The sequence below is a fragment of the Streptomyces sp. BA2 genome, assembly GCF_009769735.1.
In the GTDB taxonomy this organism is placed as follows: domain Bacteria; phylum Actinomycetota; class Actinomycetes; order Streptomycetales; family Streptomycetaceae; genus Streptomyces.
The window spans coordinates 4,347,202-4,360,558 of record NZ_WSRO01000002.1; the positions used below are offsets into that span (position 1 = coordinate 4,347,202).

Here is a 13,357-nt window from a genome sequence, read left to right on the forward strand (position 1 = left end):
GAGACCGGTGGCTCAGTACGACTTGGGCAGGCCGAGCGTCTGGTGCGACACGTAGTTGAGGATCATCTCCCGGCTCACCGGGGCGATCCGCGCCACCCGCGACGCCACGATCAGCGAGGCGAGGCCGAACTCCTTCGTCAGGCCGTTGCCGCCGAGCGTGTGCACCGCCTGGTCGACGGTCTTCACGCACGCGTCGGCAGCCGCGAGCTTGGCCATGTTGGCGGCCTCGCCCGCGCCCATGTCGTCGCCCTGGTCGTAGAGCCGGGCGGCCTTCTGCATCATCAGGCGGGCCAGTTCGATGTCGATGTGGGACTGCGCGAGGGGGTGCGCGATCGCCTGGTGGGCGCCGATCGGGCTCTTCCAGACGCTGCGTTCCTTGGCGTATCCGACGGCCCGGGAGAGGGCGTAACGCGCCATGCCGATCGAGAACGCCGCCGTCATGATCCGCTCGGGGTTGAGGCCGGCGAAGAGCTGGAGAAGACCGGCGTCCTCATCGCCCACCAGGGCGTCGGCGGGCAGCCGTACGTCGTCCAGGGTCAGCTCGAACTGCTTCTCGGGAGCCTGGAGTTCCATCTCGATCTGCCGCCGCTGGAAGCCCTCCGTCTCGCGCGGGACGATGAAGAGGCAGGGCTTGAGGTTGCCGGTGCGGGCATCTTCCGTACGGCCGACGATCAGCGTCGCGTCGGCGATGTCGACGCCCGAGATGAACACCTTGCGGCCGGTCAGGAGCCAGTCGCCGCTCGCCTCGTCCTTGCGCGCGGTCGTGGTGATCCGGTGGGAGTTGGAGCCCGCGTCGGGCTCGGTGATACCGAACGCCATGGTGCGGCTGCCGTCGGCGAGACCGGGCAGCCAGGCCCGCTTCTGCTCCTCGGTGCCGAAGCGTGCGATGACGGTGCCGCAGATCGCGGGCGAGACGACCATCATCAGGAGGGGGCAGCCCGCCGCCCCCAACTCCTCAAGGACTATGGACAGTTCGGCTATACCGCCGCCTCCGCCGCCGTACTCCTCGGGCAGGTTCACGCCCAGGTAGCCGAGCTTGGCGGCGTCGGACCACAGTTCGTCGGGGTGGCCTTCGCCCTTCACGACCCTGGTCATGTACTCGCGGCCGTAACGCTTGCCCAGGGCGGCGACGGCCGCGCGCAGGGCCTGGTGCTCTTCGGTTTCGAGGACGGTGCTCATACGGATTGCTCCTCCTGTACGACGCCTGTGACGTCTTCGACGTCCACGACTGCGAGCAGCGCCCCGACCTCGACCTGGCGGCCGGGCGCGGCGTGCAGGGCTGTGAGCGTGCCGGAGGCGGGAGCGGAGATGCGGTGCTCCATCTTCATGGCCTCCAGCCAGATGAGAGGCTGCCCGGCCGTGACCCGCGCCCCCTCCGCGAGCCCGTCGGCCAGGCGCACGACGGTGCCCGGCATCGGGGCGAGCAGGGAGCCGGGGGACTGCCTGGTGGTCGGCTCGGGGAGCAGCGGGAGCGCGGTGAGGGCGGTGTTGCCGACGTACACACGGCCGTCGCCGTACCGGCTGACGCCGAACTGCCGTCGTACGCCGCCGGCTTCGAGCACGACCAGCTCGCGCGACACGGAGAGCACCCGCACCCCCTCCGCGCTCAGCCCTTCCCGCGTGTGCCGGTAGCGGACCTCGTGCTCGGCGCCGTCCGGCTCGCTCCGGAAGAGCTTGACCTGCGGCTGCGAGGCGAGGTTGCGCCAGCCGCCGAACCGCGAGCGTCCGTGCGCGTCGGCGAGCGCGGCGGCCAGCGGGGCGTGCGGGTCCGGCGCGGGAGCCGCGAGCTCGGCGAGGTGCCGGTCGTAGAAGCCCGTGTCCATGCGGGCCTCGACGAACTCCGGGTGCCGCAAGGACCGTACGAGCAACTCCCTGTTGGTGACGGGCCCGTGGACGACCGCGCGCTCCAGCGCGCCCGCGAGGCCGCGCAGGGCCTCCGCACGCGTGGGGGCGTACGCGATGGCCTTGGCCAGCATCGGGTCGTAGTGCACGCCGATCGTGTCGCCGTCCACGTACCCGGTGTCGAGCCGCACGCCCGGCACGGAGAGCCGATGCAGGGTGCCGGTCTGCGGGGCCCACTCGGCGGCCGGGTCCTCGGCGTAGAGGCGGGCCTCCACGGCGTGACCGCGTGCGGGCGGCGGCTCTTCCGCGAGCCGTGCGCCCTCCGCGACCTGGATCTGCAGCGCCACGAGGTCGACGCCGAACACGGCCTCGGTCACCGGGTGTTCGACCTGGAGCCGGGTGTTCATCTCCAGGAAGTGCGCCCGGTCACCCGCGACCAGGAACTCCACCGTGCCCGCCCCGCGATACCCGGTCACGCGCGCCGCACGCACGGCCTGCGCGTGCAGCTCATCGACGAGCCCGGCGGTCAGGCCCGGCGCCGGGGACTCCTCGATGACCTTCTGGTGCCTGCGCTGGAGCGTGCAGTCCCGTGTGCCGAGCGCCCAGACCGTGCCGTACGCGTCGACCATGATCTGCACCTCGACATGCCGGCCGCCCTCCAGATAGGGCTCGACGAAGACTTCGCCGTCCCCGAAGGCACTCGCGGCCTCCGCACCGGCGGCAGCCAACTCGTCCTCCAGCGCACCCAGTTCCCGTACGACGCGCATACCGCGCCCGCCACCACCGGCCGCCGCCTTCACCAGGACGGGCAGATCGGCTTCGGTGACCTTCCCGAGGGGCGCGATACCCATGAGTTCCTTGGCGCGCGTCTTGGAGGCCATGGATTCGATCGCCTCGGGTGAGGGGCCGATCCACACGAGCCCGGCGTCCAGGACGGCCCGCGCGAAGTCCGCGTTCTCGGAGAGGAAGCCGTAGCCGGGATGGACGGCGTCCGCACCGGCCGCCTGTGCGGCCTTCACGATGAGTTCGCCGCGCAGATACGTGTCGGCGGGCGTCGCGCCGGGCAGCCGCACGGCGGAGTCGGCCTCGCGGACGTGCAGGGCGTCCGCGTCCGCGTCGGAGTACACGGCCACGGTGGCGATACCGAGCTCGCGGCAGGTGCGGAAGACGCGGCAGGCGATCTCGCCACGGTTGGCGACGAGGATGGTGCTGATCATGGTGGGGTTCGTCATGGTGGGGTTCGTCATGGGAGTCCTCACATCCGAAAGACGCCGAAGCCACCGCGCGCGCCCTCGTAGGGGGCGGTGTGGATCGCGGACAGGCACAGGCCGAGGACCGTGCGGGTGTCGCGGGGGTCGATGACGCCGTCGTCGTAGAGACGCCCGGAAAGGAACATCGGCAGCGACTCCGACTCGATCTGCTGCTCCACCATGGCGCGCAGACCCGCGTCCGCGTCGTCGTCGTAGGGCTGCCCCTTCGCGGCGGCGGAGGCACGGGCCACGATCGACAGGACCCCTGCCAGCTGCTGCGGCCCCATCACGGCCGACTTGGAGCTGGGCCAGGCGAAGAGGAAACGCGGGTCGTAGGCGCGCCCGCACATGCCGTAGTGACCCGCTCCGTACGAAGCGCCCATCAGCACGCTCAGATGCGGGACACGCGAATTCGACACGGCGTTGATCATCATCGCGCCGTGCTTGATGATGCCGCCCTGCTCGTACTCCTTGCCGACCATGTAGCCGGTGGTGTTGTGCAGGAAGAGCAGCGGAATGTCCCTCTGGTTGGCCAACTGGATGAACTGCGCGGCCTTTTGGGACTCCTCGCTGAAGAGGACACCCTGCGCGTTGGCCAGGATCCCGATGGGATAGCCGTGCAGCGCGGCCCACCCCGTCGTGAGACTCGCCCCGTAGAGCGGCTTGAACTCGTCGAAGTCGGAGCCGTCGACAATTCGAGCAATGACCTCGCGCGGATCGAAGGGCACCTTGAGGTCCCCCGGCACGATGCCGAGCAGCTCCTCCTCGGCGTACTTGGGCGGCTCGGCGGCCACGGCCGGATCGGCGTAGGCCTTGCGCCAGTTGAGCCGCTTCACGACCCGCCGCGCCTGCCGCAGCGCGTCGCGCTCGTCCTCGGCGAGATAGTCCGCGAGACCCGACGTACGGGCGTGCATCTCGGCGCCGCCGAGCGACTCGTCGTCGCTCTCCTCGCCGGTGGCCATCTTCACCAGCGGCGGACCGCCCAGAAAGACCTTGGCGCGCTCCTTGACCATGATCACGTGGTCGCTCATGCCGGGGACGTACGCCCCGCCCGCCGTGGAGTTGCCGAAGACGACGGCGACCGTCGGGACCCCGGCGGCCGACGACTGGGTGAGGTGCTTGAAGAGCGCACCGCCCGGGATGAAGATCTCCTTCTGGGACGGCAGATCGGCGCCCCCGGACTCCACGAGATGGATGGACGGCAGGCGGTTCGCGTGCCCGATCTCATGCGCGCGGAAGGCCTTCTTCAGGGTCCACGGGTTGCTGGCTCCACCCCGCACGGTCGGGTCGTTGGCGGTGATCAGACACTCCACGCCCTCGACGACCCCGATGCCGGTCACCATCGAGGCGCCGACGGGGTAGTCGCTCCCCCAGGCGGCGAGCGGCGACAGTTCCAGGAACGGCGTATCGGGGTCGAGGAGCAGCTCGATCCGCTCCCGGGCAAGCAGCTTGCCGCGCTTGCGATGCCGGGCCACATACTTCTCGCCGCCGCCCTCAAGGGCCTTGGCCTGCTCGGCGTCGAGTTCGGCGAGCTTGGCCAGCATGGTCTCGCGGTGCTCGGCGTACTCGGCGCTCGCGGGGTCAAGCGCGGACGGGAGGACGGTCACGGAAGTACCTCCGTCGATTCGTTCGCTTCAAGGAGCGCGGCGGGTATGTCGAGATGGCGGGCGCGCAGCCACTCGCCGAGGCCCTTGGCCTGCGGATCGAAGCGGGCCTGGGACGCGACACCGGCGCCGAGGATCCCCACGACGACGAAGTTCAGAGCACGCAGATTCGGCAAGAGGTGCCGTACGACGACCAACTCACCGGCCTCCGGCAGAAGTTCACGGAACCGCTCGACGGTCAGCTCATGGGCGAGCCACCGCCACGCGTCATCCGTGCGCACCCACACCCCGACATTCGCGTCCCCGCCCTTGTCACCGCTGCGGGCCCCGGCGACAAGGCCGAGGGGAGCGCGGCGGGTGGGGCCGTCCGGCAGGGGCGGGGGCAGGGGCGGCTCGTCCGGTTCTTCGAGTACGAGGGTGCCGCCGACGCCCTCCACAGGCTGCCGCTCGCCGCCGGGCAGGACGGCCACGTGGTCGACGGTGCCGCGCTCGACGTACGCGGCTTCGAAGACTCCGTAGGGCGCGCCCTTGCCCGGGGGCGCCGTCACATGGAATCCGGGGTAGCTGCCGAGGGCCAGCTCGATCGCGGCCCCGCTCAGGGCGCGGCCGACGGGGTCCGGCTGCGGATCGCGCACGACGAGCCGCAGCAGAGCGGAGGCGCCCTCTTCACTCGGAGCGTCCGGCCGGTCAGCACGAACGAGCTCCCAACGCACCTCCTGCGGCCGGGACTTGGCACGCCCCATGGCATCCTCGACCTGAGCACGGACGAGACGGGCTTTCGCCTCCACATCGAGGCCGGTGAGGACGAAGACGACTTCGTTACGGAAGCCGCCGAGCCGATTGAGCCCCACCTTCAGCGTCGGCGGCGGGGCTTCTCCCCGCACGCCCGCGACGCGCACCCGGTCGGGCCCTTCCTGCGTGAGGGCGACCGTGTCGAGCCGGGCGGTGACGTCGGGCCCCGCGTACCGAGCACCGGAGGTCTCGTACAACAACTGCGCGGTGACCGTGCCGACGTCGACGAACCCACCGGTGCCGTCATGCTTGGTGATGACGCTCGACCCGTCCGCATGAATCTCGGCGACAGGAAAGCCGGGCCGAAGCAGCTCCCGCGCCGAACGCCCGGCAAAGAAGGCGTAGTTACCCCCGGTGGCCTGCGTCCCGCACTCCAATATGTGCCCAGCGACAACCGCGCCCGCAAGCTGGTCGCGATCCCCCTCCCCCCACCCGAAGTGAGCGGCGGCGGGCCCGCTGACAAGAGCGGCATCGGTCACCCGCCCGGTGACGACGACATCGGCCCCGGCATGCAGACAGCCGGCGATTCCGGCGCCGCCGAGGTAGGCATTGGCGGTCAGGGCATCCGGAAAGCGGGACCCCAGATCATCACCCTCCACATGCGCAACACGCACGGCAACCCCGAGCCGGTCGGCCAACTCCCGCACACCATCGGCAAGTCCACCGGGATTGAGCCCCCCGGCATTGGCAACGATCTTGACCCCCCGCTCCTTGGCAAGCCCCAGGCACTCCTCCAACTGCCGCAGAAAGGTCTTCGCATAGCCGCGCGCGGGGTCCTTGAGCCGGTCGCGCCCGAGGATCAGCATGGTCAGTTCGGCGAGGTAATCCCCGGTGAGGACATCTAGCGGCCCACCGGTGAGCATCTCCCGCATGGCGTCGAAGCGATCGCCGTAGAACCCGGAGGCATTACCGACCCGCAAAGGCCCCTTCACCGCCCACCCTCCTCGGCACGCCGCCCCTCCTTGGCAGGCCTCCCCGCCCCCGGCGGCCCCGCGAAGGCCTGCGCGATGCCCAGCCACCGCTCGGCATCGACACCTTCCGCACGCACGGCGAGATCGTCCCGGTGCGCACGCTGCGTGACGAGAAGGCAGAAATCCAACGCGGCCCCGGTCACACGCTGTTCTGCGTCCTCGGGCCCACTGACCCACAACTCCCCCGAGGGCAGCCGAAGCTCAACCCGAAAAGGCCCCTCGGGCGCACTCAACCCCCGTACACCGAAAGAGAAGTCCCGGGCCCGGACCCCGATGTGAGCCACGTGCCGCAACCGGTCCGTCGGTACCCGCTCCACTCCCAGCGCGTCCGCGACGTCCTGACCGTGGGCCCAGGTCTCCATCAGCCGGGCGGTGGCCATGGAGGTGGCCGACATGGGCGGCCCGTACCAGGGAAACCGAGTGCCGCGCGGGGCAGCCGTCAGGGCTTTCAGCAGGGCCTCACGCCCGGCGCGCCACTGGGCGAGCAACTCGCCGGGCGGCAGCGCGGCCCCCTCCTCGGCCCCGTCATCGACGAACGAATCAGGAGCGGCAAGGGCCTCCTCGACGAGCCGACCGAAGGCATCACCATCGGTGACAGCAGTCAAGGCGGCCCGGTCGGTCCAGGCGAGATGGGCGATCTGATGGGCGACGGTCCAGCCGACGGCGGGAGTAGGAAGGGCCCACTCGCCGCTCAACCCTCCTACCAGCTGGTCGAGTTCATCGCTCTCACGGCGCAGATCGTCGAGCACGGGCACAGCTTCGGACACGGAGCGCTCCCCTCGGGGCACGGCGGTGTGCCCCGGAGCATGGCAGCGCCCGGAGAAACAAGCAAGCGTGCTTGCATTACTTTCCGGCCGTCTCCGAAACGACGTCCTCGGCTTCCTCGGCTGCGGCCACCACAGTTTCCGGCGCGCTCCCCGAAACGACCTCCCCGGAACCACGAGGCTTCCCACGCCCGACCTGAGTCCGAACGGCACCCATGCTGGCGGCGATGACCAGCGAGATGGCCAGAGCCTCATTCACGGAGAGCGCCTGGTTCAGCACGAGGAACCCGGCGACGGCCGCGATGGCCGGTTCCAGACTCATCATGATCGCGAAGGTGGAGGCGGGAAGCCTGCGCAGGGCGAGCAACTCAAGCGTGTAGGGCAGCACGGAGGACATCACGGCGACGGCCGCGCCAAGGGCGAGCACCTCGGGCCGCACAAGCTTCTCCCCGGACTCGATGAGACCGAGCGGCAAAAACAGAACAGCCGCGACGACCATCGCGAGGGCCAGCCCGTCGGCCTGCGGGAAGCGACGCCCCGTACGGGCGCTGAACATGATGTACGTGGCCCACATGGCACCGGCGCCAAGGGCGTACGCGACACCAACCGGATCGAGCCCGCTGAAGCCGCCCCCGCCCCCCAGCAGAAAGACGCCACACAGGGCGAGCCCGGCCCAGACGAGATTCACGGCACGCCGCGAAGCGAAAACAGAAAGAGCGAGCGGCCCGAGCACTTCAAGCGTCACAGCGGGCCCCATGGGAATCCGGGCGACGGACTGATAAAAGAGCCCATTCATCCCGGCCATGGCCACCCCAAAGGCGACCACGGTCCCCCAGTCGGCCCGTGAGTACCCCCGCACCTTGGGCCGGCAGACGATCATCAACACCAGAGCGGCAAAGGCGAGCCGCAGGGTCACGATGCCGAGGGCTCCGGCCTTGGGCATCACGCTCACGGCGATGGCCCCGCCGAACTGGACGGAGACACCGCCCGCGAGCACGAGACCGACGGCACCCCATCGCCCGCCGGGTGCCGCCTCACCACTCCTCGACGCGTCCACAACCAACCCTTCCACTGCTCCAGCCTCGACCAGTCCACTCACCTGAACTGCCTCGTCCAAGGTAGTAGACCACGTCAGGATTGTGGAGCGCTTTTACTGCTGTACGCAAACGGCGTCCACATGCCGAGGCGGAAGGGGCGCTCACGACGCGGCGAGAGCCTCCCGCCACACAGGACTGTCGACGTAGTGGTTGTCGAAACGCTCGGAGGACTCCGCGATGGCCTCCGGATCGGTCTCACCGCGCATCACGCTGCCGAGGAGACGCAGGTAGTCGAAGCGGGCCATGCCAGGAGTGAAGATGAACAGGACGTCCGCCGTGCGGCCCGGGGCCGCGGCGAAGGCGTGAGGGGTGTGCGGGGGCACGGCGAGGAAGTCACCGGCGTTCAGGACGGTGAGGTCATCACCCACCAGAACCCGCAACGAGCCACTGATCACAAAAAAGAGCTCAGTGGCCTTGGTGTGAAAGTGCGCGGGAGCCCCGGCGGCCCCCTCAGCAAACGTGGACCGATAAGCGGTGAACCCACCCCCCGCCCCGTCCGCGTCGGCCAGCAGCGTCATCACGCTGCTCGGGTCGGCACTGGTCTCGGCCTCCGAGGCACGGGTGAGGAGGGCGGCGAAGTCGGCGTTCGTGCTGCTCATGGCGGTAACCCTTCGATCCAGCGGCGCGATCGCGCCGTGCTGTGACCACCACCCTACGAAGCGAAAAGCCCCCCATCAGAGTGCAATCATCCACCAGAATCCGAGGTCAATTCCCACCCACGCGGGCCCGATTGCAAGCGCACCGAAGCCACGGCCCACCCCACTCACACCTCTCCCGCCCCCAACCCCTCAGCCAAAACCTCCGCCAAGTGCCGCCCACGCACCCCGTGCCCCAACTCCCCCAACGCACCCAGCTGCTCCAACTGCGTCCGGCACGAGAACCCGTCCGCAAGGACCACCGCCCCACCGGCCGCCCTGACCGAGGGAAGCAACTGCTCCTCCGCACAAGCCACCGACACCTCGTAATGCCCGGCCTCGAAGCCGAAGTTCCCCGCGAGCCCGCAGCAGCCCCCGCTCAACTCCCCCTCCAGGCCCGCCTTCTCCCGCAGGCGGCGCTCGGCGCCGTCCCCCAGCACCGCGTGCTGATGGCAGTGCGTCTGGCCGACCACCGGGCGCCCGATCCGGGGCGGCGACCACTCCGGGGCCAGTTCCTCAAGGGCCTGCGCGAACGTCCGTACGCGGCCCGCGAGTTCCGTCGCCCGCTCGTCCTCCCCTCCCAGCAGCTCCACCAGATCCGTCTTCAGCGCCGCCGCGCAGCTCGGTTCGAGGACCACGAGCGGCGCCCCCGAGTCCAGCAGCGGCGCCATCCGCTCCAGAGTCCTCAGCATCACCGCCCGCGCACGGTCCAACTGGCCCGTGGACACGTACGTAAGACCGCAGCACACATCCCCCGGCGGCACGACGACCCGTAGCCCGGCGTCCTCAAGGACACGCACCGCCGCCCGGCCTACCCCCGGCGACAGGTGATCCGTGAACGTGTCCGGCCACAGCACGACCGCCGGACCTGAGGCCTTGGTGTCCCCCCGCCCCCGGAACCACCCCCGAAACGTCTCCCCCGCCAGCTGCGGAATCTCCCTCTCCGGAGCGATCCCGCCCAACCGCTTCGCCAGCGACGCCAACACCCCCACCCTCGCCAGCGCATTCGCCACCCCCACCATCCGCGTCCGGTTCGCGAGCCGCAGCCACAGCGGCAGCCAGCCCATCGCGTAGTGCGCGGCGGGGCGCCTGCGGCCCTCGTAGTGGTGGTGCAGGAACTCCGCCTTGTACGTGGCCATGTCCACGCCCACCGGACAGTCCGACCGGCAGCCCTTGCAGGAGAGGCACAGGTCGAGCGCGTCCCGCACTTCCTCCGAGCGCCAGCCGTCCGTCACCACCTCCCCCGCGAGCATCTCGTGCAACATCCGCGCCCGCCCCCGCGTGGAGTGCTCCTCCTCACCCGTGGCCCGGAACGACGGGCACATCACTCCGTCCCCCGAACCCCCCGAACCAGCCGAAGTGGTGCGGCACTTCGCGACGCCCACGCACCGCCTGACCGCCGCCGAGAAGTCCCCACCGTCATGCGGGTACCCGAAGGCCACGTCCACCGGCTTCCGCGGCAGTGGGTCGAACCGCAGGTTCGTGTCCAGCGGCGCGGGCCGCACCAGCATCCCCGGGTTCAGCAGGTCCGCCGGGTCCCACACCCCCTTCACCCGCTCGAACAGCCGGACGAGGTCAGCCCCGTACATCTTCGGAAGGAGCTCGGCCCGCGCCTGCCCGTCGCCGTGCTCGCCCGACAGCGAACCCCCGTGCGCGACCACGACCTCCGCCAGGTCCTCCGAGAAGCGACGGAAGCGCCGCACGCCCGTCTCGCTCATCAGGTCGAAGTCGATGCGTACGTGGATGCAGCCGTCCCCGAAGTGTCCGTACGGAGTCCCGCGCAGGCCGTGCTCGGCGAGCAACCCCCTGAAGTCCCGCAGGTACGCCCCGAGGCGGGCGGGCGGCACCGCGCAGTCCTCCCACCCCGGCCACGCCTCGCTGCCGTCCGGCATCCGCGTCGCCGTCCCGCTGGCGTCCTCGCGGACCCGCCACAGCGCGCGCTGCCCGGCCGGGTCGGTCACCACCACCGAGTCCACGGCGCCGTCACCCGCAGCCGCCCGCGCGATCGCCTCCGCACGCGCGCGTGCCTCACTCCCGCTCGCGCCGCCCGTCTCCACGAACAGCCAGGCTCCGCCCTTGGGCAGCCCTTCCGATCCCCGTACGAGGTCGGCGGCCATCCCCTCCACCGTCAGGGGCCCGTGGGGCAGCAGTCCGGCCGCGGCCTCCGCCGCGGCGCTCTCGTCGGCGTACCCGAGAACCGCGAGCGCACGCGCGCGTGGCGACTCGACGAGGCGTACGACCGCCTCCGTCACGACGCCCAGCGTGCCCTCCGATCCGCAGAAGGCGCGGGCCAGATCGACGCCCCGCTCGGGGAGCATGGCGTCGAGCGCATAGCCGGAGATACGGCGCGGGAGCTCCGGAAATCCGGTGCGCAGGAGCTCCAACTCGCCGCCCACCAGCGCTCGCAGGCCCTCCGGCGCACCATCCCACCCCTGCCCCAGTGCGAGCCGCGCGCCCGCCCCGCTCACGACCGAGAGCGAGGCGACGTTGTCGGCGGTCGTGCCCCAGGCGACCGAGTGCGATCCGCAGGAGTTGTTGCCGATCATGCCGCCGAGCGTGCAGCGGTTGTGCGTGGACGGATCCGGGCCGAAGGTCAGGCCGTACGCCCCCGCCGCGCCACGCAGCTCGTCGCAGATCACCCCCGGCTGGACGACCGCGGTCCGCGACTCCGCGTCCACGGACACGATCCGGTTCATGTGCCGTGTGAAGTCGAGGACGAGCCCCGTGCCGGTCGCCTGCCCGGCGATGGACGTACCGGCGCCGCGGGCCACGACCGGCACCCCGCGCTCCCGGCACACGGCGAGGGCCGCCGCCACGTCGTCCGCGTCGCGCGGGGCGTGGACGCCCAGCGGCACGCGACGGTAGTTGGACGCGTCCATGGTGTTCAGGGCCCGCGCGGTGACGGAGAAGTCCACCTCCCCGCGCACGGCCGCCCGCAGTTCCTTTTCCACGCCTTCGGCGTCGCTGCCTCCGAGATCACTCATGCCCATATCCATCCCCGTTCTCGCGTGGGTATCCCCGGCTTCAGCCGGGGAGGGAAACGCATCCTGCGTGCGGAGCCGCGACGCGGCGGAGTCTCTGCGTTGTCAGTGGGCTCCGCTCTCTCTGGCCGCAGCCGAACGTTCGAAAGCGCACCTACCCATTGCCGCGATTTGATGATGGCGACGCAGAACGACCTGTACGAGCTGCCGGTGATCTTGGGCCCGTCCGGCGGTCTCACCCGACGGACACCCGGAGGCCACGGCGACGGAAGCCGCTAGGCTCCTCCCGTGGCTGAGATCCAGATTCCCGCTGACATCAAGCCCGCCGACGGACGTTTCGGCGCGGGCCCCTCCAAGGTGCGCACGGAAGCGCTGGACGCGCTCGCCGCCACCGGTACCTCTCTGCTCGGCACCTCCCACCGCCAGGCCCCGGTCAAGAACCTGGTCGGCAAGGTGCGCGAGGGTGTGCGCGACCTCTTCTCCCTCCCCGAGGGTTACGAGGTGATCCTGGGCAACGGCGGCTCCACCGCCTTCTGGGACGTCGCGACGCACGGCCTCATCGAGAACAAGTCGCAGCACCTCGCCTTCGGCGAGTTCTCCTCCAAGTTCGCCAAGGCCTCGAAGCTCGCCCCATGGCTTGCCGAGCCCACCGTGATCTCGTCCGACCCGGGCACGCACCCGGAGCCGCGGGCCGAGGCGGGCGTGGACGTGTACGCGTTCACGCACAACGAGACCTCGACCGGCGTCGCGGCCCCGATCAAGCGGGTGGCCGGCGCGGACGACAACGCCCTCGTCCTCGTCGACGCCACGTCCGGAGCGGGCGGCCTGCCGGTCGACATCGCCGAGACGGACGTCTACTACTTCGCCCCGCAGAAGTCCTTCGCGTCGGACGGCGGCCTGTGGATCGGCGTCTTCTCTCCCGCCGCCATCGAGCGCGCCGAGCGGATCCACGCGTCCGGCCGTCACGTCCCGGAGTTCTTCAGCCTTCCCACGGCGATCGACAACTCCCGCAAGAACCAGACGTACAACACCCCGGCGCTGGCCACGCTCTTCCTGCTCGCCGAGCAGCTTGAGTGGATGAACAGCCAGGGCGGCCTGGAGTTCACCACCGGCCGCACGGCCGCCTCCTCGCGCACGCTGTACGGGTGGGCCGAGGAGTCCAAGTACGCGACGCCGTTCGTCACGGACCCGGCCAAGCGCTCGCAGGTCATCGGCACGATCGACTTCGCGGACGAGATTGACGCTGCCGCTGTGGCGAAGGCGCTGCGTGCCAACGGGATCGTCGACACCGAGCCGTACCGCAAGCTCGGCCGCAATCAGCTGCGCGTGGCGATGTTCCCGGCGATCGACCCGGCGGACGTCGAGGCGCTCACCAAGTGCATTGACTACGTCATCGAGAAGCTCTGAGGTTTCACTGTCAC

General features: G+C 70.5%; 9 protein-coding genes. 1 reads left to right on the forward strand and 8 read right to left on the reverse strand.

Features of this window, described 5'->3' with window-relative positions; translation table 11 throughout:
• Nucleotides 1-12: 12 nt before the first annotated feature.
• The 8 genes from E5671_RS22100 to E5671_RS22135 all read right to left on the reverse strand — a co-directional run bounded on the left by E5671_RS22100 (nucleotide 13) and on the right by E5671_RS22135 (nucleotide 11,939).
• Nucleotides 13-1,179, reverse strand: a complete 1,167-nt coding sequence (locus tag E5671_RS22100; RefSeq protein WP_160505691.1) for an acyl-CoA dehydrogenase family protein — start codon at nucleotides 1,177-1,179, stop codon at nucleotides 13-15.
• Complete coding sequence (locus E5671_RS22105; RefSeq protein WP_160510342.1) at nucleotides 1,176-3,059, reverse strand: acetyl/propionyl/methylcrotonyl-CoA carboxylase subunit alpha; 1,884 nt, start codon at nucleotides 3,057-3,059, stop codon at nucleotides 1,176-1,178. Before E5671_RS22105 ends, E5671_RS22100 begins: the two co-directional genes overlap by 4 nt.
• Before the next feature lie 38 nt (nucleotides 3,060-3,097).
• The gene (locus E5671_RS22110) at nucleotides 3,098-4,699 is read right to left on the reverse strand and encodes a carboxyl transferase domain-containing protein (RefSeq protein ID WP_160505692.1); all 1,602 of its coding nucleotides are present in this window, start codon (nucleotides 4,697-4,699) and stop codon (nucleotides 3,098-3,100) included.
• A complete protein-coding gene (locus tag E5671_RS22115; RefSeq protein WP_160505693.1) occupies nucleotides 4,696-6,420 on the reverse strand; it encodes an acyclic terpene utilization AtuA family protein in 1,725 nt (574 codons plus the stop codon). Before E5671_RS22115 ends, E5671_RS22110 begins: the two co-directional genes overlap by 4 nt.
• Nucleotides 6,417-7,226 (reverse strand): TIGR03084 family metal-binding protein, encoded by an 810-nt coding sequence (locus E5671_RS22120; protein WP_160505694.1) that lies wholly within the window; start codon nucleotides 7,224-7,226, stop codon nucleotides 6,417-6,419. Before E5671_RS22120 ends, E5671_RS22115 begins: the two co-directional genes overlap by 4 nt.
• 76 nt (nucleotides 7,227-7,302) lie before the next feature.
• Nucleotides 7,303-8,295: an EamA family transporter gene (locus tag E5671_RS22125; protein WP_443032794.1), complete on the reverse strand. Its 993-nt coding sequence runs from the start codon at nucleotides 8,293-8,295 to the stop codon at nucleotides 7,303-7,305.
• 126 nt (nucleotides 8,296-8,421) lie between these two features.
• Nucleotides 8,422-8,919, reverse strand: a complete 498-nt coding sequence (locus E5671_RS22130; protein WP_160505695.1) for a cupin domain-containing protein — start codon at nucleotides 8,917-8,919, stop codon at nucleotides 8,422-8,424.
• Nucleotides 8,920-9,083: 164 nt separating this feature from the next.
• Nucleotides 9,084-11,939, reverse strand: a complete 2,856-nt coding sequence (locus tag E5671_RS22135) for an FAD-binding and (Fe-S)-binding domain-containing protein (RefSeq protein ID WP_160505696.1) — start codon at nucleotides 11,937-11,939, stop codon at nucleotides 9,084-9,086.
• Between the two features lie 285 nt (nucleotides 11,940-12,224).
• On the opposite strand from E5671_RS22135, the gene serC reads away from it, so the two are divergent.
• On the forward strand, nucleotides 12,225-13,343 hold the full coding sequence (gene serC, locus E5671_RS22140; RefSeq protein WP_160505697.1) for a phosphoserine transaminase: 1,119 nt from the start codon (nucleotides 12,225-12,227) through the stop codon (nucleotides 13,341-13,343).
• The last annotated feature ends 14 nt before the right edge of the window (nucleotides 13,344-13,357 follow it).

Coding starts and splice junctions, on each gene's coding strand:
- E5671_RS22100 (WP_160505691.1), bottom strand. CDS start 1,179: ATGAGCACCGTCCTCGAAACCGAAGAGCACCAGGCCCTGCGCGCGGCC.
- E5671_RS22105 (WP_160510342.1), bottom strand. CDS start 3,059: ATGATCAGCACCATCCTCGTCGCCAACCGTGGCGAGATCGCCTGCCGC.
- E5671_RS22130 (WP_160505695.1), bottom strand. CDS start 8,919: ATGAGCAGCACGAACGCCGACTTCGCCGCCCTCCTCACCCGTGCCTCG.
- E5671_RS22135 (WP_160505696.1), bottom strand. CDS start 11,939: ATGAGTGATCTCGGAGGCAGCGACGCCGAAGGCGTGGAAAAGGAACTG.